Genomic DNA, 25,511 nt, shown 5'->3' with positions numbered 1-25,511 from the left:
ACCCACGGTTCCCGTCGGCGGGGGAGCGGTCCGGCCCTCCGGCGGGAGGGCCGGACCACGGTCGTACGCGTCAGCCGTCGTCCCGTGCCCGCAGCAACAGCACCGCCACGTCGTCCACCCGCTCGCGTGCCGCCGCACTGTGCCGGACCACCTCGTCCGCGAGGTCCTCCAGCGGCCGGCCGCCGGCCTCGGCGAGCAGTCCGCCCAGACCGACCAGCGAGTCCTCGATGTCGATACCCGGTGCCTCCACCAGACCGTCGGTGTACAGGACGAGGACCGAGCCGGGAGCCAGGGACACCTCGGTCGTCGGGTACACCGCCGACGCGTCGATCCCGAGCAGCGGCCCGCCGGCCAGGTCGAGCACCCGCACCCGCCCGTCCGGCCGTCTCAGCAGCGGCGGCGGATGACCCGCCCGCGCCATGACGGCCCGTCCTCGCGCCGGATCAAGCCGCAGGTACAGACAACTGGCGAACAGTTCCGTCCCGAGGTCGATCAGCAGCCGGTTGGTGCTGCTCATCACCTCGTGCGGCGCCTGCCCCACCGTGGTGTACGCCCGGACCCCCGTACGGACCTGCCCCATCAGGCCGGCCGCGGTCACGTTGTGCCCCTGGACGTCCCCGATCACCGCCGCCGCCAGCGGCCGGGTCGGCACCAGGTCGTAGAAGTCGCCGCCGATGTCCATGCCGTGCGTGGCCGGAAGGTAGCGCGCCGCCGCCTCGATGCCCGGCGGTGGCGTCAGCGAGCTGGGCAACAGGGCCTGCTGGAGGCCGTGCGCCAGCCCGAGCTTGGCATCGTAGAGCAGGGCCCGCTCCAGGGCCTGCGCGATCAGCCCGCCGAGTGATGTCAGCACCGCCCGCTCGTCGGCCGGGAAGGTGTGCGGTTCGGCGAAGGCCAGCAGACAGGTGCCGACGGGCCGGCCGGACGCGATCAGCGGCAGGTACGCCCAGGCCGCGAAGCCGTCCGGGGTCCCCCGGCGGTCGGGATACAGCCGCTCCAGCTCCTCCCGGGACTCGAAGAACGCCGGCACCCCGCTGTTCAGAGCCTGCGTCTGCGGGGTGTGCTCGGAGAGGGGCAGCCTGCCGCACCGCTCGGCGACGCGCGGGTCCGGGTAGCCGCGGTGCCCCAGCACGTGCAGCCGGCCGCCCTGTGCCCGCAGGAGCGCCAGGCCCCGGCTGCCGACGGCCGGGGCCACCTCGTCCCAGACCAGTTGCACCACGTCCCGCACCCCGACCGCCTCGGTCAGCGCGCCCGCCAGGCTCAGTAGCTGGGAGATCGTCACCAGCCGGGACGGGCCCGGGTCCGCCTGCGGAACGGCGCGCGCCAGCTCCGCCACCGCCCGGGCCCGGCTGATGCGCACACTGAGCCCGGTCGTGCTCGGATAGAGCCGGAACGACAGCCACTCTCCCGGCGGGCGCAGCGCCACGAACGACGTCACCTGCTGGCTGAGCAGCGCCGCCCGGTACCGGTCCTCGTACACCGGGTCCTTCAGCCAGGGCACCGCCACCCAGGGCAGCGTGCCGAGCAGTTCCCCGGCCGGTCTGCCGAGCAGCTCGGCGGCGGCCGTGTTCACGAACCCGATCCGGCCGTGCAGATCCAGCGACACCAGCCCGTACGGCAGCCGGGACACCATCCGCGCCGCCTCCACCGAGCCCAGCGTGCCCGCCACCACCGAGAACGGTGCCGCGAGCACGTCCGGCTCGTGGCCCAGCGGCCTCTTCTCCTCCGCGGCCCCCTCCAGCCGCAGCGCCAGCCGGTCGCAGGCCGCCGTCAGCCGGTCCCGCTCCCAGTCCGACAGCTCCGGCGGATGCGCGCCCGGCCAGGTCACGAACACCGCGCCGTACGCCTTGCGCCCAGTCGCCAGGGGCGCCGCGGCCAGCGCGAACGGGTACGGCAGCACCACCGAGATCCGTGGATAGCGGCGGGCCATCTGATCCTCGCCGCCCACCCACACCAGCCGCCGCTCGCGCACCGCGTCCGCGACCGGGATCGGCGCGCTCAGCCCGACCCGCTCCCAGGGCGCCGCGAACGCCCGCGGCATGCCGGCCATCACGGCCATCTCCAGGACCGGCTCGTCGGGCCGGAGCAGATACACCGCGCCGGAGTGCGCCTGCACCTCCTCCAGCATCGCGGCCAGCGCGAGCGACAGCACCGGCCGGCCGACCGGTGCCCCGCCGGCCGCCGGCGCCCGTCCCGGCTCCGGCCCGTCGGACACGCCGACCACCTCCTCGTACCGGCCGCGCGTCGCATCTTGGGGACCAGACTCCCTCGCGGCGGCGCCGCGCGCACGGCGAGCGCTCCGGCGTACCCCGGACGCGCTCCCCCTGCGGCGGATGGCTCCGCCTACCCCGAGAGCCCGCTTTCCATGCCTTCCCGCGCCCGGGGGATGTGCGGGCGAGCATCACGGACGGGCCGGCGGCGTAAAACGGCCGCCCCCGCGGCGGCGGCGCGCCGGGTGGTCCCCAGGCGCCCGGAGGGACCGTGCGGCGGTGGACGCACGGGCGGCACCGGGGACCGGCACCCTGGTCCGGCACGCGGCGACGCGTGTTCCCTTCCCCCGATGCCCGGGGTGCCGGCCGGGGGCGCGGCCCGCCGCGGCGGGGGCACGAGGTGGTGTACGTGTTCTCTGTATGCGCCCCTGCCGCGCCTCAATGGCTGATTCTGTTCGACGAGGCCGGAGCCGGCCCCCGCGCGCCGGGGCCCGGCCGGTGCCGGGCGGCGGGGACGCGCCGGGGCGGCCGGATCGCGCCGGTGGCCGGCGTGAGCCGCCGGAGGCGTGTTGCGGTCCCGTCCCGGGCGCCGGCCCGTGTCCCGGCCGCTGGCCGGATCGTCGTCCCAGATCAGGGGCAAGGTCAGGCCAACCGCCGGGCGGTGAGGTGGAGTTCATGTGCGGCGACGGTGCAGGACTTCGGCAGCCCGGGTGAGCGTCCAGCGGCATCTTTTTCCGGCGTGTGGGGTTTGTGGGAAAGATGCGTGGGCACACGCGCCAGCGGCGATCCGGCCGCAGTGCGTACTGCGGAACGGTCCCGCCGAAGTTGCCGATCGGTGACGCGAATGCACCCCATGAGTACTCTCCGTTCAACTTCAGGGGGTTGCTTACAAGTGACTCACCGTGAAGACTGTGGCCGAGTTCCATCGAAACGAAGGTGATGCGGAGTACGCATCATGCCAATCGTGGGGCGGCATGGGCGGAGGCTGCGTATTCTCACACCGCGTTTCGGGCAGTCGGAGTCGGGTGCTCCGCTGTCCGTTCACGAGCCGGGAGGGCCCGTGCGCCTGGCGCGCGGGAGGTATCGCCGAGGGGGATGAGTCATGTCGGGTTGGTCTGCCGCACGCCGGTATTCGCCGCGGGGCCGTGGGGCCGTGGCCGGCCGCGAGGCCGTCGTGTCCTGCACCGGACCTGCTGACGGCCTGAGGCCGTCCCGGCACCCGGCTGGCGGCGGCTGACCGCCGGGCCGCGCACGAGGAAGACACGCGGGTCTCACGCGCTCCCTCCGCCCGGAACACGTTCCAGTGGTGGTGGCCGAGCCGTGCCCGGGCCGCCCCGCCTCCCGTGTCCGCCGGCCTCCCGCACCACCCCCTGTCCGCGCGACTCCTCCGTGCCGCGCACGCCGCTACCAAGGAGACATGGTGATAAGTAAGCAACCGACGCGCGAGAAGCTCCTGTTGGAGGTGCTACCCGACCGCTGGCGGGGCTTACGCGAGACAGGGCCGGTGCGCTACGACGAGGCCCAGGGAGTGTGGCAGGTCCTCGACCACGCGAGCGTCGCCACCGTGCTCGCCGATTCGGCGACGTACTCCTCGGACCTCTCCGCCCTCGCCCCCACCCAGGCCGACTTCGAGACCTTCCGGCAGGGCAACTTCGTCGGCATGGACCCCCCGGGAACACCGCAAGCTGCGCACCCTGGTGAGCCAGGCGTTCACCCCGCGGGTCGTGCAGGGGCTCGGACCCCGCATCGAGGCCGTCTGCGCGCGGCTGCTGGACGCCGTCGCGGACCAGGACCGCTTCGACCTGGTCGACGCGCTGGCCTATCCGCTCCCCATCATCGTGATCGCCGAACTGCTCGGCGTCCCGGCGGAGGAACACCGGCTCTTCCAGGAGTGGGCGAGCGTGCTGTTCGGCGGCGACCAGCTCGGCGAAGCCCCCGACATGGCCGACCTGGAACGGGCCCTGGAGGCCATCGCCCCCACGGTGCGCGAGATGAACGGCTACATGCTGGACCACATCCGCGCCCGCCGCGCCGCCCCCGGGGACGACCTCACCAGCAGGCTCATCGCCGCCGAGGTCGACGGCGTCCGCCTCACCGACCAGGAGATGGTCGGATTCGTGGCCCTCCTGCTGGTCGCCGGACACATCACCACCACCGCGCTGCTCGGCAACGCCGTCGTCACCTTCGACCTGCACCCCGGCACCGACGCCGCGCTGCGCGCCGATCCCGCGCGGATCCCGGCCGCCGTCGAGGAGGTGCTGCGCTGGCTGCCCCCCTTCCCGGAGCTGGGCCGCCGGGTCACCCGCCCGGTCGTCCTCGGCGGTCACGAGATCCCGGCGGACGCCATGCTGATGACGCACCTGGGCGCCGCGAACCGGGACCCCGCCCGCTTCGACAACCCCGACGTCCTCGATCCGAGCCGGGACCCCAACCCGCATCTGACCTTCGGGCACGGCATCCACTTCTGTTTCGGCGCGCCGCTGGCCCGGCTGGAAGCGCGGATCGCTCTCCACATGTTGCATAAACGATTCCGCATCCTGACGGTCCCCTCCTACGAGGACATCGCCTTCCAGAACCCGGCCGTCATCATCGGCGTACGGCATCTGCCCGTCGAGGTCCGCAGGCCGTAACCCGAGCGCACACGCCTCCCCGGCCGGCCCCCGCTCCGCTCTCCAGGGCCGCACCGGCACACCCGCACATGAGACCCACCCAACGGGAGTCCCCTTCTCATGCCGTACAGCATCCCCACCGCTCCGACCGCATCCTGGACGCCCTCCCGGTTACGGGCGGAGCTGCAGGACCGCCTCGACACCCTCGCCACGGCCCACCGGGTACCCGGCGCCCAGCTCGTCCTGGACACCGGTAGCGACCTCATCGCCGTGCACACCGGCGTCGCCGACGCGGCGACCGGCACGCCCCTCACCGCCGACACGGCCGTCCCCCTGGGGTCGCTCACCAAGCCCTACACCGCCGCCCTCGTCATGCTGCTGGCCGACGACGGCGACCTCGACCTCGACGAGTCCGCCGCCGGGCAGCTCCCGGAACTGAGAGACACGCCCGGGGTGACGATCCGCCACCTGCTCAGCCACACCGGCGGCCTGCCCACCGGGCCCGACTCCGACACCGCCGCCGAGACCACCGCCGCCCGCTGCCTCGCGGCCGTCTGCACCGCCCGCGACCTGCTGTTCCCGCCGGGCACCGACTTCTCCTACTCCAACGCCGGCTACGTCGCCGCCGGCCGGCTCGCCGAGACCGTCACCGGTATGCCGTGGCACGAGGCGGTGAGCGCGCTGCTCCTCGAACCGCTCGGCACGGCACCCGCGTTCATCGGCGACCACGCGCCCCGTCGCCCCGTCGCCGCCGGACACGCCCTCAACACCGCGACCGGCCGGGCCCGTCCGGCCCGCCAGACCCTGGCACCGCTGGAGGCCCCGGCCGGCGCCCTGCTGGCGAGCGCCCTGGACCTGGCCGCGTTCGGCAACGCGCTGATCGGACGCTCCGACGTCCTGCCGCCCGCCGTCACCAAGGAGATGCGCCGCCCCGAGACCGCCGCCCGCCCCGGCGCGCTGGCCGACGGCTGGGGCCCCGGCCTCGCCCTGTACCGGCAGGACGACCGCGTGTGGTGCGGCCACGACGGCAACGCCCAGGGCACCTCCTGCCACCTGCGGGCCGACCCGGAGAGCGGGATCGTGGTCGCCTTCACGGGCAACTCCGCGAGCGCCACCGCCCTGTGGCGCGACCTCACCGGAGAGCTGGCCCTGCTCACCGGCGTCCGGGTGCCCGCCGCAGCCCAGGACACGGACCCGGGCCGGCGCGTGGACCTGCCCGAGTGCCTGGGCACCTACCGCAACGGCACCACGACGTACCGCGTCGCACCCGGGCCGGACGGCACGCCCGCCCTGTCCGTCGACGGCGACCTCGCCCTCCCGCTGGTCTGCTACGCCGACCTCTCGTGCGACCTGGTCGACCCGGCCACCGGGCGCCTCGAACCCGGCGGACGCTTCCACCGCGATCCGGCCACCGGCCGAATAGACCGGGTCCAGATATCCGGGCGCACGGCACGCCGTACCGACGACGGCTGAGTCACGCGCACCGCCGGACCCGGCGGCCGGTCACCGGACAGGTGACCCACGCCCCCGGACCGTGCGGCCCGGCCACCGGCTCCGGCCCCCGCGCCGACCGGCCCGGCGGCACCCCCGGCGGCCGGCACGCTCCGTCGCCGCACACCCGCCGCACCGCACACACGGATGCCGGATCACCGCCCCGGCCCGCGGTTCCGCACCGTCGCGCACGCCCGCCGTGCCGCCGTGAGCCACCGCACCCGCCCCACGGTGGGGCGCGGCGCTGCCCGCGTCCGCCTCCGCCCGCGCCGTACCGTCCCGCCCTCCTAAGGACTTCACCCATGACGGACCTGCACGACAAGCCCGCGCCGGCGTCCTCCCTGCCGCGGGCCGGCGACACCGCCGGGCCGCCGGAGAGCGCCGCGGCCACGGCGTACCCGACGCTCGGCGAGCTGTTCGCCGCGTGGGTGACCCGCACCCCGGACGCACCGGCCCTCACCGACGGCCGGCGGACCTGGACCTACCGCGAACTGGCCGACCGTGCCGACCGGCTGGCCGGGTACCTGACGCGGCGAGGCGCGGGACCCGACCGGGTGGTGGCGCTCGTGCTGCCGCGCTCCATGGAGCTGATAGCGGCCGAGCTGGCCGTCGCCCGGGCCGGCGCGGCCTTCCTGCCCGTGGACCCGGCCTACCCCGCGGACCGCCGGGCGCTGATGCTCACCGACGCGGCGCCCGCGGTCGTCCTCGACGACCCGCGACGGGCCGCCGAGCTGCTGGACTCCGCGGACGGCGCAGACACCGCGCACGGCACGGGGCACGCGGAGGGCACGGGGCACGCGGACGGGGCAGACGCCGCCAGGGTCGGCGCCGATCACGCCGCCTACGTCATCTACACCTCCGGATCCACCGGCACCCCCAAGGGTGTGACGGTCACCCACCGCGGCATCGGCGGGTTCACGGCCGCCGCCGCCGAGCAGTACGCCGTCGGTCCCGGCGACCGCGTGCTCCAGTTCTCCTCACCCAGCTTCGACGCCTCGGTCCTGGAGCTGTGCGCGTCCGTCCTGTCCGGTGCCACGCTCGTCGTACCGCCGCACGGGCCCTGGCTCGGCGACGAACTCGCCGCCGTCCTGGACGAGCACCGCATCACCCACGCCCTCATCCCGCCGGCCGCGCTGGCCACCCTTCCCGACCCGGGAGAGGGCACCGCGAGATCGCTGCGCACCCTGATCGTGGGTGCCGAGGCCTGCCCGGCCGGGCTCGTCGACCGTTGGGCGCCCGGCCGCCGCATGATCAACTCCTATGGCCCGACCGAGGCCACCATCGTCGCCACCTGGACCGGGCCGCTCACCGCCGGCCGGGGGACCCCGACGATCGGCGACGCGCTGCCGCACACCCGGGTGTACGTCCTCGACACCTCGATGCGGCCCGTGGCGCCCGGCGCGGACGGCGAGTTGTTCGTGGGCGGCGACGCGGTCGCCCGCGGATACCTGGGCCGGCCGGGCCTGACCGCCGCCCGCTTCCTCGCCGACCCCTTCGGCCCGCCCGGGGCCCGCCTGTACCGCACCGGCGACCGGGTGCGCCGGACCGCCGACGGGGAGCTGGAGTACCTGGGCCGGCTGGACCGGCAGGTGAAGATCCGCGGCTTCCGGATCGAACCGGGCGAGATCGAGGCGGCCCTGCGCCGGCTGGCCGGGGGCGCCGTCGGCGAGGCCGTGGTCGTGGTCCGCGAGGACGAACCGGGCCACCGCCGCCTGATCGCCTACGTCACCCCGGCCGACCGGCGGGGGACGGCTGGGACCGACGGTGCTGCGGTTCCCTCCGGGGGTGCGGTGGCTTCCGGGATCGAGGAAGCGGCTGCTGCCGGGGCCGGCGGTGTTGCGGCTTCCGGGACGGGGGACGCGGCGGCTGCCTCCGCCGGTGTCGTCGGGGAGGCTTCTGGGAGCGGGCTCCCCGGGCCCGCCCGAGCCCTCGACCCGGCCGCGTTGCGGGCCGCGCTCGCCGGTGTGTTGCCCGGGCACATGGTGCCGGCCGCCGTCGTGGTGCTGGAACGGATGCCGCTCACCCCGCAGCACAAGATCGACCGACGGGCCCTGCCCGCTCCGGAGCGCGTCTCCACCGCGGGCCGCGTACCGCCCCGTTCGCCCCGTGAGTACTCCCTCGCCGCCATCTGGGCAGACGTCCTGGGCGTCGACGAGATCGGCGTGACGGACGACTTCCTGGACCTGGGCGGCGACTCCGTCCTCGCCGCGCGCGCCCTGTCCCGCATCCGCGACGAGCTGGGAGTGCGCCTGACCGTACGGGACGTCTTCACCGCCCGTACGGTCGCCGCCCTGGCACCCCTGCTCGGCGACCCGTCCGCCGCCGCCCCGCCGGAGCCGATCCCGCCGGCCCCCGGCGAGGGCGTCCTGCCGCTGTCCAGCGCGCAGCGCCGGCTGTGGTTCCTGGACGACCTGACCGACGGCGGCACCGAGTACAACACCGGCGTGTCCCTGCGGCTGCGCGGCGCGCTGGACGCGGACGCACTGCGCCGGTCCCTGCACCGCCTCGCCGCCCGGCACGCCTCGCTGCGCACCACGTTCACCACCGTCGACGGACAGGGCGCCCAGCGCGTCGCCGCCGACCCCGCCCTGCCCCTGCGCACGGCCGACCTCACCGACGTACCCGGAGCGCGCCGGGCCGAGGCGGCCGAGGAACTGCTGACCGGGGAGCTGTGCCGCCCCTTCGACCTGGCGGCCGGCCCGCTGACCCGCGCGCTGCTGGTCCGGCTCGCCGAGGACGACCACCTGCTTCTGCTGGCCCAGCACCACATCGTCACCGACGGCTGGTCGGTGGGCGTCCTCACCCGGGAGCTCGCCGCCCTGTACCGCGCCGAGGCCACCGGCGAGCCCGACGGGCTGCCCCGGCCCGCCGTGCAGTACCCGGACTTCGCCGTGTGGGAGCAGCGGCAGCGGGCCGGGGAGGCCGGGAACGCCGGGAGCATGGACACCGCCGACCTGGCCTACTGGAGACGGCACCTCTCCGACATCCAGCACCTGGAGCTGCCCACCGACCGGCCGCGTCCCGCGGTGCGCACCACCGCCGGAGCGGCGCACCACCACCGCCTCCCCGCGGAGCTGACGGCCCGTCTGCGGCACCTGGCCACGGGCCGCGGCACGACGGTGTTCACCCTGTTCGCGGGGGCCGCGGCCCTGCTGTTCGCCCGTCACTCCGGGCAGCGGGACGTGGCGTTCGGCACCGTCACCAACGGCCGGGGCCGCCGGGAGCTGGAGGAGGTGCCGGGCTTCTTCGCCAACACGGTGGTGCTGCGCACGGACGTGGACGAGCTGGCGACCGTCGACACGTTCGTGGAGAGCATGCGGACCACGGTCCTGGACGCCTTCGCCCACGACGGCGTGCCGTTCGACCGGGTGGTGGAGGAGCTGGCGCCCACCCGGGACCCCAGCCGCACCCCGCTGGTGCAGGCGCTCGTCGTCCAGCAGACCCCGCTCGGCGTGCCGCCCCTCGCGGCCGGCCTGCGCCTGGAGGAGCATCCGCTGCCCCGCCCGGCCGCCCGCTTCGACCTGGTCCTGGAGTTCACCCCGGACACCGACGGCGGCTGCGCGCTGACCGTGGAGTACAACACGGACCTGTTCGAGGCCGCGACCGTGGGCCGCCTGACCGGTCATCTGCACCGCCTGCTGGAGGGCATGGCGGACGGCCCCGGCCGCACGCTGGCCGAGCTGCCGATGCTGTCGGCCGCCGAGCAGCACGCTCTGGTGGAGGCGTGGAACCCGCCCGCCCGCCGGAGCCGGGACACCGGGGACGTCACGCTGCCCGGGCTGTTCCGCGCCCAGGTGGACCGCACCCCCGGCCGGACCGCCGTCGTCTGCGGCCCCGACCGGCTCGACTACGCCGAGACCGACCGGCGCGCCAACCGGCTGGCACGGCTGCTCGTCGCGCGCGGCGCCGGTCCGGAGACCCTGGTCGCGCTGTGTCTGCCGCGCTCCACCGACCTGGTGCCCGTGCTGTGGGCGGTGCTGAAGTCGGGCGCGGGTTACCTGCCCCTGGACCCCGCCTATCCCGCCGAGCGGATCCGCTTCATGCTCGACGACGCCCGGCCCGCCCTCGTCCTGGCCACCCGGGACACCGCGTCCGCCCTGCCCGAGGACTGCGTCCCGCTGCTCCTGGAGGACTGCGCGGGCCCGGACCTGCCCGGCCCGGACGTGGCCGACGCCGACCTGGCCGACGCCGACCGGATCAGGCCGCTGCTGCCGGACCATCCCGCCTATGTCATCTACACGTCGGGCTCCACCGGCCGCCCCAAGGGGGTCGTCGTCACCCACCGCAGCGTCGCCGCGCTGGCCGCCTGGGCGGGGGAGCGGTTCGGACCGGACGGGCTCGCCCATGTGATCGCCTCCACCTCCCTCAACTTCGACGTCTCGGTCTTCGAGCTGCTGTGCCCGCTGCTGGCCGGCGGCTCCGTGGAGGTGGTCGCCGACCTGCCGGCCCTCGCCGACGCGCCGGCCCCGCGCAGCGCGGGGCTGCTCAGCGGCGTACCCTCCGTCGTCTCCCGCCTGGTCGCGGGCGGCTCGGCGCCCGTGACGGCGGACACCGTCGTCCTGGCCGGTGAGGCCCTGCCCGCGCAGACGGTGCACGACGTGCGCGCCGCCATGCCCGCGGCCCGGATCGCCAACATCTACGGCCCCACCGAGGCCACCGTGTACGCCACCGCCTGGTTCGCCGACGGCCGGCTGCCGGAGCAGGCCCCGCCCATCGGCGAGCCCGTGGCCGTCACCCGGGCCTACGTCCTGGACGACGCCCTGCGGCCCCAGCCGCCCGGTGTCACGGGCGAGCTGTACCTCGGGGGCGGCGGCCTGGCGCGCGGCTACCTGAACCGTCCGGGACTGTCCGCCGCCCGCTTCGTCGCCGATCCGTTCGGCGCGCCGGGCGAGCGCATGTACCGCACCGGCGATCTGGTGCGCCGGCGGGCCGACGGCCGGCTGGAGTACCTCGGCCGGATCGACCAGCAGGTCAAGGTGCGCGGCTTCCGGATCGAACTGGGCGAGGTGGAGGAGGCGCTGCGCCGCTGCGCCGGCGTGGCCGAGGCGGCGGCCACCGCGGCCGCCACCGACGGCCACCGGCGCCTCGTCGGCTACGTCGTCCCGGCCCCCGGAGCGCGGGTCGACCCCGAGGGCGTACGCCGCGAACTCGGCCGTACGCTGCCCGACTACATGGTCCCGGCCACCGTCGTCGTGCTGGACGGCCTGCCGCTCAACCCGAACGGCAAGATCGACCGCGGACGCCTCCCCGACCCGGGCCCCGCCGTGCGGACCGTACGGCACGTCGCCCCCCGCACCCCCACCGAACACGCCCTCGCCGCGATCTGGGCGGACGTGCTGCACGTGGACCGGATCGGCGTCGACGACAACTTCTTCGAACTCGGCGGCGACTCCATCCTCAGCATCCAGGTGGTGGCCCGGGCCCGGCAGGAGGGCCTGATGCTGACCTCCCGGGACCTCTACCAGCACCAGACGGTCGCCGCCCTCGCCCGCTGCGCGGACGCCGCCCAAAGCCCGGGCGCGTCGGCCCCGGCACCGGAGGCCGCCACCGGAGCGGCCCCCCTGACACCGATCCAGCACTGGCTGTTCGGCACGGCCGCCGAACGGGCCGGTCACTTCGCGCAGGCGCTGTCCGTCCAGGTGCCCGACGACCTGGACGCGGCGGCACTGGAGGACGCGCTGAACGACCTGGCCGCCCACCACGACGCCCTGCGCTCCCGCTTCACCGCCGGCGACGGCGATCCGCGGGTGAGCTGGTCCGTCGCGGACCGGGCACCCCGGATCGTCCTGGCCCGGCACACCGGCCCGGACGCGGACACCCCCCACTTCGGGCCCTTCGACCTCGCCGGGGAGCCGCTGCTGCGGGCCGTGCTGCACGACCGCGGCCCCGGGCTGCCGCGGGTCCTGCACCTCGCCGTGCACCACCTGGTGGTCGACGGTGTGTCCTGGCGGATCCTGCTGGACGACCTGGACCGCGCCTACCGGGCCCGCCGCGCGGGCGAGGACGGCGCGGCGGCCCTGCCCGCGAAGTCCACCCCGGTACGGCAGTGGGCGCGCCGGCTGCACGCGCACGCGGCGGACGGCGGCTTCGACGACGAGCGGGAGTACTGGGCCCGGGCCGTCCCGGACACCGCTCCCGCCGTGCCCGAGCAGGCGGCCGGCGTCAACACGTACGCCTCCCAGCGCGCGGTCACCGTCCGCCTGAGCCCCGAGGACACCGCGGTCCTGCTGCGCACCCTGCCCGAGACCTACCGCACCCGGGTCAACGACGTACTGCTCAGCGCCCTCGGCCGCGCCCTGTGCGCCGGGACCGGACGGGAGCGGGTGGTGGTCGACGTCGAGGGCCACGGCCGCGAGGAACTCTTCCCCGCCCTGGACCTCAGCCGCACGGTCGGCTGGTTCACCACCCGGTACCCCGTCGCCCTGGCCGTCCGCGAGGACGCCGGCTGGGACACCGTGCTGAAGCGGGTCAAGGAGCAGCTCCGTGCCGTACCCCGGCACGGCCTCGGCCACGACGCGCTGCGCCACCTGGCCGCTCCCGGCTCCGCGCCCGGCACCCCGCACGCGCAGATCAGCTTCAACTACCTGGGCCGGATGGGGCTGCCGGACGGCGGGGACGGCCTGTACCGGGGCACCGTCCGGCCGCTGGAGCTGGACGCCGACCCGGCCGCCGAGCGCCCGCACGCCCTGGAGGTCGTCGGCCTGCTCGACGGCGACCGGCTGGAATTCACCTGGTTCTACTCCGACCGGCTGCACCGGCAGGACACGGTCACGGCCCTGGCGGAACGCTTCACGGACGCGCTGACGGACCTCGCCCGGTACGCCGCGTCGCCGGGCACCGCCGGACGCACCCCGTCCGACTTCCCGCTGGTCCGGCTCGACCAGGCCGCCGTCGACCGCGTCACCGGCACGGACCCGGCCGCCGTGGCGGACGTCCTGCCCCTCACGCCGACCCAGGCGGGCATGCTCTTCCACGGGCTCTCCCAGGACGACCGCGGCGTCTACTTCCAGCAGCTGACCTTCGTCCTGGACGGCGTCCCCGACCCGGCGGCCCTCGCCGCCGCCTGGCAGCACGTGACCGACCGCACCGAGGTGCTGCGCGGCCGGGTCGTCTGGCAGGACATACCCGAGCCGCTGCTGGTGGTGCAGCGCCACGCCGCCCTGCCGGTCACCCACCTGGACTGGCGCGACCTGACCGAGGACGAGCGCCGCGCACGGCTGGACGACGTGCTGGCCCGCGACCGCGCGGACGGCATCGACCTGACCCGGGCCCCGCTCCAGCGCCTGTTCCTCGCCCGGGTGTCCGACACCGCCGTACGCGTGGTGTGGTCCTTCCACCACCTGCTCCTCGACGGCTGGAGCCTGTTCCAGGTCCTCACGGACGTCTTCGCCCGGCACGCCGGGACCGACCCGGTGACCGGCCGGGACCGCCCGCCGTACCGGGACTACCTGGCCTGGCTGCGCGGACGCGACACGGGCGAGGCCGAACGGCACTGGCGGCACCGGCTGTCCGGCCTGACCGAGGCCACCCCGCTGCCGTACGACCGCGAGCCGCGCGAGAGCCACCGCGCCGAGTCCACGCACGAGGTCCGGGCCACGGTGCCCGCCGCCGCGACCCGGGCACTGGAGGAGCTGGCACGGACCTCGGGCCTGACCCTCAACACCCTCGTACAGGGCGCCTGGGCGCTGCTGCTGGGCCGCCAGGCGGGCCGCGACGAGGTGGTGTTCGGCACCACCGTGTCCGGCCGGCCGCCCGAGCTGCCCGGCTCCGACGCCATGACCGGCCTGTTCATCACCACCCTGCCCACCCGGGTCACCGTCCCGGCCCACGGCACCCTCGTGGACTGGCTGCGCGCACTCCAGCGCGACCAGAGCGAGGACCGGCGCTTCGACCACGTCCCGCTCACCCGGATCAGGACCTTCACCCAACTCCCGGAGCGGGTCGGCCTGTTCGACAGCATCGTCGTCTTCGAGAACTACCCGGTGGACGACGGTCTCGCCGCCGCCCACGGACTGCGCCTGAGCGGCCTGGAGGGCATCGAGACCACCAACTACCCGCTGAGCCTGACCGCCTACCCGGGCCCGGAGCTGACCCTGCGCCTCGGCTACGACCCGGAGCTGTTCGACCCCGGCACCGCCGAGCGGCTGGCCGAGTACCTGACCGTGCTGCTCACGGGCATGCCCGGCGCGTCCCCGCGCCCGCCGGCCCGGCTGCCGCTGCTCGGCCCGGACCGCCGCACACAGGTGCTGCACACCTGGAACGACACCGCCACCGACCTGCCCGACACCACCGTCGCCGGCCTCTTCGCCGCACAGGCGCGCCGCACCCCCGACGCGATCGCCCTGGAGGCCGGAGCCGAACGCGTCACCTACCGCGAACTCGACGCGCGGTCGGCGCGCTGGGCGGCCCGGCTGGCCGCGCTCGGCGTACGGCCGGAACGCCCGGTCGGCGTGCTCGTGGACCGCTCCGTGGAGCTGGTCGTCGCCCAGCTCGCCCTCGTCCGCACCGGCGGGGTGTACGTCCCGCTGGACGGCCGGGCACCCCGCGAGCGGCTGCGCCGGATGCTGGCCGAGGCCGGAGCGGACCTGCTGCTCACCGACGCCGCGTGGGAGGGGACCGCCCGGGACCTGCTGCCGGGCGACCGCGTCCTGCGGGTCGACGGCCCGGCCGGGGCGGACCACCCCGCGCCCGCCCACGCCGTCCACCCCGACAACGTCCAGTACCTGATGTTCACCTCGGGCTCCACCGGCGTCCCCAAGGGGGTCGCGGTGCGCCAGCGGGACGTCGTCGCCCTCGCCCTGGACCGGGCGTTCGCCGGGCACGACCGGGTCCTCGTGCACTCCCCGCACGCCTTCGACGCCGCCACCTACGAGGTGTGGGTGCCGCTGCTGCGCGGCGGCACGGCCGTCCTCGCTCCGCCGGCCGACCTGGACGCCGCCGCGGTCCGCCGTGCCGTCACCGAGCAGGGCGTCGGCTGCCTGTGGCTCACCGCCGGGCTGTTCCGCCTCCTCGCCCAGGAGGATCCGGGCTGCCTGCGCGGTGCCCGGGAGGTGTGGACGGGCGGCGAGGCCGTGCCGGGCGCGGTCGTGCGCCGGGTGCTCGACGCCTGCCCCGGCCTGACCGTCGTGGACGGCTACGGCCCCACCGAGACCACCACGTTCGCCACCCGTCGCGTCTTCCGCGCCGGTGACCCGCTGCCCGCCGTGCTGCCCATCGGACGCCCACTGGACAACACCCGCGTGTACGTCCTGGACGGCGCCCTCCAGCCCCAGCCGCCGGGCGTCCCCGGCGAGCTGTACATCGCCGGCGCCGGACTCGCCCGCGGCTACGCCGGCCGGCCCGGCGCGACCGCCGCCCGCTACCTCGCCGACCCCTTCGGACCGGCCGGCGCGCGGATGTACCGCACGGGCGACATCGTGCGCTGGAGCGCCGACGGCGAACTGCACTTCGTCGGCCGCGCCGACGACCAGATCAAGATCCGCGGATTCCGCGTCGAACCCGCCGAGATCGAGGCCCGGCTGACCGCCCACCCCGCCGTCGCCGAGGCCGTCGTCTCCCTGTACGAGGACGCGGGCCGCAAGCGGCTCGCCGCCCACCTCGTGCCGGCCGAGGGCGCGGCGGTGCCCTCCGCCGCCGCCCTGCGCGACCACCTGGCGGCCGGGCTGCCCGACTACATGCTGCCCGCCGCGTTCGTCACCGTGTCCGCGCTGCCGCTGACCGCCAACGGCAAGGTCGACCGGCGACGGCTGCCCGCCCCCGACTGGTCGGCGGGCGCCGAGGACGCCTACCGGGCCCCGCGCACCGAGGCCGAGCGGCTTCTCGCCGGGATCTGGGCCGACCTGCTCGGCGTCGAACGCGTCGGTGTGGACGACAACTTCTTCATGCTGGGCGGCGACTCCATCCTCAGCATCCAGGTCGTCTCCCGCGCCCGCGCCGCGGGCCTCACCCTCACCCCGCGCGACCTGTTCCGGCGCCCCACGGTGGCCGGGCTGGCCGCGACCGGGGCCGCCGCGCCCGCCGTCGCCGGCACCGGCCCGGTCAGCGGCGAGGCCGACCTCACCCCGATCCAGCACTGGTTCCTCGACCCGCGGCCGGCCCACGCCGGGTTCTTCAACCAGTCCGTCGTCATCCAGGCCGCCGGCCCGGTCGACGAGGACGCCCTGCGCCGCGCCCTCACCGCCCTGTGGACCCACCACGACGCCCTGCGCGCCCGGTTCCAGCTCGACGGCGACGGCACCTGGCGCCAGCACATACCCGCCGCCGACGGCCCGGTGCCCGAACTGCTGCGGGTCCACGCCCCGGAGGCCGAGGAACGGGTCACGGCGGCGGCCCACGCCGGCCTGAGCCTCGACACCGGACCCCTGTGCGCCGCCCGCCTGTTCACCGCCGACGGCACCCGGCCCGCCCGGCTGCTGCTCGTCGTCCACCACCTGGTCGTCGACGGCGTCTCCTGGCGGATCCTGCTGGAGGATCTGGAGACCGCCTACCGGCAGGCCGCGGCGGGCGAACCCGTACGGCTGCCCGCCCGCACCACCTCCGTGCGCGAGTGGGCGCACCGGCTGCGCGAGCGCGCCGGGACCGCCTTCGCCGCCCGGCGCGACCACTGGGAGGAGACCGCCCGCCACTGCGCCACCCCGCTGCCCGTCGACGGTGACGGCGACGCCACCATGGCCGGTGTCCGCGAGGTCAGCGTGCGCCTGGACCGCGGGCGCACCGACGACCTGCTGCGCCGCGTCCCCGGCGCCTACCGCACCCGCATCGACGACGTCCTGCTCACCGCGCTGGGCCGGGTCCTCGCCGACTGGGCCGGACGCGCCACCGTCGCCGTCGGCCTGGAGGGCCACGGCCGTGAGGACCAGCTTTTCGAGGACGTCGACCTGTCCCGCACGGTCGGCTGGTTCACCTCCCTGTACCCGGTCGCCCTCACCGTCCCGGAGGGCGACTGGGGAGCCGCCCTGAAGTCGGTCAAGGAGCAGCTCCGGGCCGTACCCGACCGGGGCCTCGGCTACGGCGTCCTGCGCCACCTCGCCGGCGACGCCGCTCTCGCCGGCACCCCGATGCCCGGCATCAGCTTCAACTACCTCGGCCGCTTCGACTGGTCCGCCGGCGGCGGCACCCTGATCGGCGCGGTGCCCGGCGGACTCGGCGGCGCGGAGGCGCCCGGCACCGAACGGCCGCACCTGCTGGACGTGATCGCCCGCGTCGAGGACGACGAGCTGGAGATCACCTGGCACTACAGCCCCGGACGGCACCGCGAGGACACCGTCACCGCGCTCGCCGAGGGCATGCTGCGGGCGCTGGAGGACCTCGTCGCGCACTGCGCCCGCCCCGGCGCGGGCGGCCGTACCCCCTCGGACTTCCCGCTGGCCCGGCTGGACCAGGCGGCCGTGGACCGGATCGCCGGCGACGGACGCGAGGTCGCGGACGTGTACCCGCTGACGCCGATGCAGGCGGGCATGCTCTTCCACAGCCTGCTGGACCCCGACGGCCGCACCTACGTCAACCAGGTGCAGCTCGTGCTGTCCGGCGTCACCGACCCGCAGGCCCTCGCCACGGCCTGGCAGCACACCGCGGACGCCAACCCGGTCCTGCGCACCGGCCTCGTCTGGCAGGAGACACCCGAGCCGCTCCAGGTCGTCCGGCACCGGGCCACCGTGCCCGTCACCCACCACGACTGGTCCGGACGGCCCGCCGACCAGGGCGCGCGCGACCTGGACCGGCTGCTGGCCGAGGACCGGCAGGCGGGCATCGACCTGGGCACGGCACCCCTGATGCGGCTGATGCTGATCCGGCTGGCACCGGACCGGGTCCGCCTGGTGTGGACCTTCCACCACGTCCTGCTCGACGGCTGGAGCGCGGCCCAGGTCTTCGACGAGGTCTGCGAGCGGTACGCGGCCCTGACCTCCGGGCGCCGCCCGGAGCTGCCCGAGCGCAGGCCCTTCGCCGACTATCTGCGGTGGCTGGCCGGGCAGGACACCGGCCGGGCCGAACGGTACTGGCGCGAGACCCTCGCCGGTTTCCAGGCCCCCACCGAGCTGCCCCGCGACCGCCGGCCCGCCCAGGCCCACCGCGACGCCTCCTCCGGGACCGTGCGGGTGAGTCTGGGCCGGGACGTCTCGGCGCGGCTGCGGGAGACCGCCCAGCGCGCGGGGCTGACCCTCAACACCGTCGTCCAGGGCGCCTGGGCGCTGCTGCTCGCCCGCTACGGCGGCGGTGACGACGTGGTGTTCGGCACCACCGTCTCCGGCCGGCCCGCCGGCCTGCCGGGCGTCACCTCGATGGTCGGTCTGTTCATCAACACCCTGCCCACCCGGGCCCGCGTGGACGGACGGCGCCTGCTGCCCGAGTGGCTGAGCGAGCTGCAGGCCGCCCAGTCGGAGGCCCGGCGCCACGACTTCGTCTCGCTGGCCCAGGTGCAGTCCTGGAGCGAGGTGCCCGGCGGCACCAGCCTGTTCGACTCCATCGTGGTGTTCGAGAACTACCCGTTCGACGAGGGCTCGCTCGCCCGGCACGGCCTGGCCATGGAGCAGGAACGGGACCTGGAGCCGACGAACTACCCGCTCAGCGTGGTCATCGCGCCCGGCGACAGCCTGGCCGTGAACCTCGACTACGACCCGGACGCCTTCGAGCCCGCGACGGTCGAGGCGCTCGGTGAGAGCCTGCGCACCCTGCTGACCGGAATGGCCACCGACCCCGACCGCCGCCTCGCCGACCTGCCCCTCCTGGAACCGGCCGGCGGCCGGGACCTCGTCGGCCGCTTCGGCGGACCGGTGCGTCAGGCACCGCGGGACACCCTGCCCGAGGCGTTCCGGCGGCAGGCCGAGCGCACCCCGCACGCCCCGGCCGTCCGCCACGGCGACGCGTGCCTGACCTACCGCGAACTCGACGCCCGTTCCAGCGGGCTGGCCCGGCGGCTCATCGCCGCCGGCGCGGGCCCCGAACGCTTCGTCGCCCTCTGCCTGCCGCGCACCGAGGACCTGGTCGTGGCGCTCCTGGCCGTGCTCAAGAGCGGCGCCGCCTATCTGCCGGTCGACCCGCAGTACCCCGCCGAGCGCGTCGCGTTCCTCTTCGAGGACGTACGGCCCGACGCGGTGATCACCAGCGCGGAGACCGCCGGCCGGCTGCCCGAGGGCCCGTTCACCCGCATCCTGCTGGACCGGGACCGGGACCGGGACCAGAAGCAGGTCCCGGGCGCCGCCGTCCCCGACCCGCCCGTCGGCGACGGCGAGCGGCACGGCCCCCTGCTGCCCGGCCACCCGGCCTACGTCATCCACACCTCCGGCTCGACCGGCCGCCCCAAGGGCGTCGTCGTCACCCACGCGTCGGTGCTGGCCCTGACCGACTGGGCCGCGGCCGAGTTCACCGACCGCGGACTGGCCCACGTGGTGGCGTCCACCTCGCTCAACTTCGACGTGTCGGTCTTCGAGATCTTCTCCCCGCTGCTGTCCGGCGGCTGCGTCGAGATCGTCCGCGACCTGCTGGCGCTGGCCGAACGCCCCGGACCCTGGCGGGCCGGACTGCTCAGCGCGGTTCCCTCCGCCCTGGACCGGCTGCTCGCCGAGGACGCCGTACAGGTCACCGCGGACACGGTCGTCCTCGCGGGGGAGGGGCTGCCCGCCCGCACCGTACGCCGGGTCCGCGAGGCCGTCCCCGGCTGCCGGGTCATGAACATCTACGGCCCCACCGAGGCCACCGTCTACGCCACCGCCTTCACCTGCGACCCGGCCGACCCCGACCGCGACCCGCCGATCGGCCGCCCCGTGGGCGGCGCCCGCGCCTACGTCCTGGACGCCCACATGCGCCCGGTGCCCGCCGGCGCGCCCGGCGAACTGTTCCTCGCCGGCACCGGCGTCGCCCGCGGCTACCTGGGCCGGCCCGGCCTGACCGCGACGCGCTTCCTGCCCGACCCGTTCGGCCCGCCCGGCGCCCGCATGTACCGCACCGGCGACCTGGTCCGCTGGACGTCCGACGGCGACCTGCGCTACCTCGGCCGCGGCGACGACCAGGTCAAGGTGCGCGGCTTCCGCATCGAACTCGGCGAGCTGGAGGCCGCGCTGACCCGGCACCCCGCCGTCGCCGCCGCCGCGGCCCGGGTGGTCGAGCACGCCGGCCACCGCCGGCTGGTCGGCTACGCGGTGCCCCGCGGGGCCGCCCTGCCGGACCCCGCCGAGCTGCGCGCCTTCCTCGCCCGCAGCCTCCCCGACCACCTGGTCCCGGCCCTCGTCGTGCCGCTGGACCGGCTGCCGCTCGGCGCCACCGGCAAGCTGGACCGGCGGGCGCTGCCCGCACCCCGGTGGGACGCCCCGGCCACCGCGGGGACCGCCCGGCCGCCGCGCACCGAGGCGGAGCGGACCCTCGCGGCGATCTGGTGCGAGGTGCTCGGTGTGCCCGAAGTCGGCGCCGACGACAACTACTTCACGCTCGGCGGCGACTCCATCCTCGGCATCCAGATCGTCTCGGCCGCCCGCCGCGCCGGTCTCGCCCTGACCCCCCGGCACCTGTTCACCCACCAGACCCTCGCCGAACTCGCGGCGGCGGCCACGCAGTTCCACGGACCCGCCGTCACCGCCGAGCAGGGACCCGTCGTCGGCGACGCCCCGCTCACCCCCGTGCAGCACTGGCTGTTCGACACCCTGACCGGTGACCCCGCCCACTTCAGCCAGACGGTCTCCTTCGAGCTGGCCGAGGACCCCGGCGAGCCGCTGCTGCGCGCCGCGCTGGCCGCCGTACTGGAGCACCACGACGCGCTCCGGATGCGCTTCGAGCCGGCCGGCGAGGGGCGGTGGCGGCAGTACGGCACCCCGCCCGGCGACGACGCCCCGCACCTGGAGGTGCACCACCGCGCGGCCGTGCCCGAGGTGGCCGCCGCCCTCGCCGCCGGCTTCGACCTGGCCGCCGGGCCGCTGCTGCGGGCCGCGCTGTGCCGTCCCGGGGACGGCGGCCGGCCGGTGCTGCTGCTCGCCGCGCACCACCTCGTCGTGGACGCCGTGTCCTGGCGGCTGGTCCTGGAGGACCTGGACACCGCCTACCGCGCCCTGCGGGACGGCGAGCGGCCCGCCCTCGGAGCCAAGAGCACCTCGTTCGCGGCCTGGGCCCGGCGGCTCGCCGCCCACACCGCGGCGGGCGGCTTCGACGGCGAACTCGCCCACTGGCGCGACCTGGACGCCGGTACCGCCCTGCCCACCGACCACACCGGCGGCGCGAACACCGCCGCCGTCGAGGAGAGCGTGACCACCGCCCTCGGTGCCGAGGACACCCGCCGGCTGCTCCAGGACGTACCGGAGGCGTACCGCACCCGCGTCAACGACGTCCTGCTGTGCGCGCTGGGCCGGGTCCTGGCCCGCTGGACCGGCCGGGACCGGGTCGCGGTGACCCTCGAAGGACACGGCCGCGAGGAGCTGTTCGACGACACCGACCTCGCCCGCACCGCCGGCTGGTTCACCGCGATGTACCCGGTCGCCCTCGACGTGCCCCGCCACGCGGACACCGGCACCGTCCTCAAGGCCGTCAAGGAGAACCTGCGCGCCGTCCCGCACGGCGGACTGGGCTACGGCGCGCTGCGCCACCTGCACCCCACGGCCGGCCCCGGCCTGCCCGGCCTGCCCCAGGTCTGCTTCAACTACCTGGGCCAGCAGGACTGGACGCCCGCCCCGGGCGGCCTGCTGCACGCACCCCACGGCGCGCTCGGCGGCGGCATGGACACCTCCGCCGAACGCCCGCACCTCCTCGACGTGCTGGGCCGGGTGACCGACGGCCGGCTGGAGTTCACCTGGTCCTACTCCCGCGAGCTGCACCGGCAGGAGACCGTCGCCCGGCTGGCGGCCGAACTGACCGCCGAACTGCGGGAGATCGTGCGGCACTGCGCCGAGCCCGACGCCGGCGGCCGTACCCCGTCCGACTTCCCGCTGGCCCCGCTCGACCAGGCCGCCGTGGACCGGCTCGTGGGCACCGGCGCGGACGTCGTGGACGTGTATCCGCTCACGCCCACCCAGACCGGCATGGTGGTGCACGGCCTGGACGAGGCCGGACACGGCCTGTACGTCGAGCAGATCACCTTCGTGGCGGACGGCGCCCGGGACCCCGGACAACTGGCCGCCGCCTGGCAGCACGTCGTCGACCGCACCCCCGTGCTGCGCACCTCCGTCGCCCTGCACGGCGTACCCGTGCCCCTCCAGATCGTCCACCGCGACGTGACCCTGCCGGTCACCGAGCACGACTGGAGCGGTGTGCCGGCGGACCGGCAGGACACCGAACTGGAACGGCTGCTCGCCGCCGAACGGGCCGCGGGCCTCGCCCTGGACCGGGCCCCGCTGCTGCGGCTCGCCCTGGTCCGGCTCGGCCCGGACGCCGTGCGGGTGGTGTGGACCTTCCACCACGTCCTGCTGGACGGCTGGAGCGTCTTCCACGTCCTGTCCGACGTCATGGCCGCGCACGCCGCCCTGGTCCGCGGCGAGCGGCCCCGGCTGCCCGAACGCAGGCCGTTCGCGGACTACGCCGGCTGGCTGGCCGCCCGCGACACCGGCCGGGCGGCGGAGCACTGGCGCGGCGTCCTCGCCGGTCTGAGCGGCCCGACCCCGCTGCCGTACGACCGCAGGCCCGCGCCGGGCACCACCGCCCGCTCCGGCACCTGGCTGTCCCAGCGGCTCGGCACCGAGGGGACGAGCCGGCTCCAGGAGTTCGCCCGCCGCCACCGCCTCACCCTCAACACCCTGGTACAGGGCGCCTGGGCGCTGCTGCTGGCGCGGTGGAGCGGGGAGCGGGAGGTGTGCTTCGGCACCACCGTCTCCGGCCGGCCCGCCGACCTGCCCGGCGCCGACACCATCACCGGCCTGTTCATCACCACCCTGCCCGCCCGGACCGCCGTCGACGGCGGCGCGCCCTGCGCCGCCTGGCTGCGCGCCGTGCAGGAGGCCCGCGCCGAGGACCGCCGCCACGACCACATGCCCCTCAACGAGTTGCACGGACTCACCGGACTGCCGCCCGGCAGCGAGCTGTTCGACAGCCTCGTCGTCTTCGAGAACTACCCCGTCGGCGACGCGACGGCCGGCGCCCACGGCCTGACCCTGCGGGACCTGGACGCCCGGGAGGCCACCAACTACCCGCTCACCGTGGTCGTCTCGCCCGGCGACCGGCTCGCCGTCGAACTCGGCTACGACCCCCGCTGCTTCGACCCGGCCACCGCCGACTCCCTCGCCGGCCAGCTACTGCACACCCTGCACGCCCTGGCCGCCACCGACGGCACCACCCGCCTCGACGACATCGACGTGCTCCCGCCCGCCGAACGGGACCGGCTGCTGCGTCCGCCGGCCCGGCCCGCGCGCACGCCGGTACCCGCCGCCACGCTGCCCGCCCTCGTGGAGGCCGCCGTCGACAGGTGGCCGACCGCCCCCGCCCTCGCGGGACCCGGCACGCTGCTCACGTTCGCGCAGGCCGAGACGGAGGCGAACCGGCTGGCACACACACTCATCGCCCGCGGCGCCGGCCCCGGGGACCTCGTCGCCCTGCTGCTGCCGCGCTCGGCGGACATGGTGCTGGCCCAACTGGCGGTGGCGAAGGCGGGCGCCGCGTTCCTGCCCGTCGACCCCGCCTACCCCGAGGAGCGGATCGTCCTCATGCTGCGCGACGCGGCCCCCGCCCTCACCCTCGACGCCAAGGAGATCGCCGGCCTGCTCGCCGCACCGGCGCACGACACGCCCGGACACCGCCCCACCGACGCCGACCGGACCCGCCCGCTCGACCTGGACGACCCGGCCTACGTCATCTACACCTCGGGCTCCACCGGCACCCCCAAGGGGGTCGTCGTCACCCACCGCGGGCTCGCCGCGTTCTCCGCCGCCGAGGCCGCCCACTACCAGGTGGCCCCCGGCGACCGGGTACTGGCCTTCGCCACGCCCAGCTTCGACGCCTCCGTGCTGGAGCTGTGCATGTCCCTGCCGCACGGCGCCCGCCTGGTCGTCCCCCCGCCCGGCCCGCTGCTCGGCGCCCAGCTCGCCGACGTGCTGCGCACCGAACGCATCACGCACACCCTGCTGCCGCCGGCCGCGCTCGCCACCCTGCCGCCCGACACCCCCGGCACCCTCCCGGACCTGAATACGCTGACCGTCGGCGCCGACGCGTGCAGCGCCGAACTCGTCGGCCGCTGGGCCCCGCACCACCGCATGGTCAACTCCTACGGCCCCACCGAGGCCACCGTCGTGGCCACCTGGTCCGCACCCCTGCGACCGGACGGCGCCGCCCCGCCCATCGGCCGCCCGCTGCCCGCCACCGGCGCCTACGTCCTCGACGCCCGGCTGCGCCCGGTCCCCGACGGCGTCACCGGCGAACTGTGGCTGTCCGGCCCCGCGCTGGCCCGCGGCTACCTCGGCCGCCCCGGCCTGACCGCCGCCCGGTTCACCGCCGACCCGTTCGGGCCGCCCGGCACCCGCATGTACCGCACCGGCGACCTGGTGCGCCGCGACGCCCACGGCGAACTGCACTACCTGGGCCGCACCGACCACCAGCTCAAGCTGCGCGGCCACCGCATCGAGGCGGGTGAGGTCGAGGCCGTCCTGGTCCGGGATCCGGGCGTGCTGGACGCCGTGGTGACCGTACGCGAGGACGAACCGGGCCTGCCGCGCCTGGTCGCCCACCTGCTCACGGCACCGGGCGCCGAACCGCCCACCACCGCCGCGCTGCGGACACTGGGCGCCCGCTTCCTGCCCGGCCACATGGTCCCCACGGCGTTCGTGGTGCTCGACCGCTTCCCGCTCACCGAGAACGGCAAGACCGACCGCGACGCCCTGCCCGCCCCGGCACCGGCCGAGGAGCAGGAACGGGCCGGGTACGTCGCACCGCGCACGCCCACCGAGGAGGCCGTGGCGGCCATCTGGGAGGAGACCCTCGCGACGACCGTGGGCGCCGAGGACGACTACTACCTGCTGGGCGGTGACTCCATGCGCGCCCTGCTCATCGCCTCCCGCGCCAACGACGCGTTCGGCGTCACCCTCACCCCCCGCGACATCCTCGTCTCCCGCACCGTCGCCGCCCTGGCGGAACTCGTGGAGGACCAGGTGCTGACCGAACTGGAAGCCGCCGCGTACGGCCACGACGGCGAGGACGGCACGCACGACGGCCAGGACGGCCCGCCCGCGGGGTACGGCCACCCCGCCCCTGACGACGAAGACGCCGCGTACGGCGGCCCCGACCACGACGAACGGTGAGGAAC

General features: G+C 75.9%; 4 protein-coding genes. 3 read left to right on the top strand and 1 reads right to left on the bottom strand.

Annotation, left to right across the window (positions count from 1 at the left end):
- Positions 1-70 precede the first annotated feature (70 nt).
- Positions 71-2,221 carry a SpoIIE family protein phosphatase gene (locus D9753_RS02785; RefSeq protein WP_205614038.1) on the bottom strand — a complete coding sequence of 717 codons (2,151 nt, stop codon included), beginning with the start codon at positions 2,219-2,221 and terminating at the stop codon, positions 71-73.
- A gap of 1,683 nt (positions 2,222-3,904) precedes the next feature.
- On the opposite strand from D9753_RS02785, the gene D9753_RS02780 reads away from it, so the two are divergent.
- The 3 genes from D9753_RS02780 (at position 3,905) to D9753_RS02770 (ending at position 25,506) form a co-directional block, all read left to right on the top strand.
- Positions 3,905-4,837: a cytochrome P450 gene (locus D9753_RS02780; RefSeq protein ID WP_240468011.1), complete on the top strand. Its 933-nt coding sequence runs from the start codon at positions 3,905-3,907 to the stop codon at positions 4,835-4,837.
- A gap of 99 nt (positions 4,838-4,936) precedes the next feature.
- Positions 4,937-6,289: a serine hydrolase domain-containing protein gene (locus D9753_RS02775; RefSeq protein ID WP_121785559.1), complete on the top strand. Its 1,353-nt coding sequence runs from the start codon at positions 4,937-4,939 to the stop codon at positions 6,287-6,289.
- Between the two features lie 320 nt (positions 6,290-6,609).
- On the top strand, positions 6,610-25,506 hold the full coding sequence (locus D9753_RS02770) for a non-ribosomal peptide synthetase (RefSeq protein WP_121785558.1): 18,897 nt from the start codon (positions 6,610-6,612) through the stop codon (positions 25,504-25,506).
- Positions 25,507-25,511: the final 5 nt, after the last annotated feature.

It is taken from the genome of Streptomyces dangxiongensis (genome assembly GCF_003675325.1).
In the GTDB taxonomy this organism is placed as follows: domain Bacteria; phylum Actinomycetota; class Actinomycetes; order Streptomycetales; family Streptomycetaceae; genus Streptomyces; species Streptomyces dangxiongensis.
The sequence above is the reverse complement of the archived record's forward strand: the minus strand, read 5'-3'. Positions and strand labels throughout refer to the sequence as shown.

Excerpts from the sequence above, each read along its gene's own strand:
- D9753_RS02775 (WP_121785559.1), top strand. The coding sequence starts at position 4,937 with ATGCCGTACAGCATCCCCACCGCTCCGACCGCATCCTGGACGCCCTCC.
- D9753_RS02770 (WP_121785558.1), top strand. The coding sequence starts at position 6,610 with ATGACGGACCTGCACGACAAGCCCGCGCCGGCGTCCTCCCTGCCGCGG.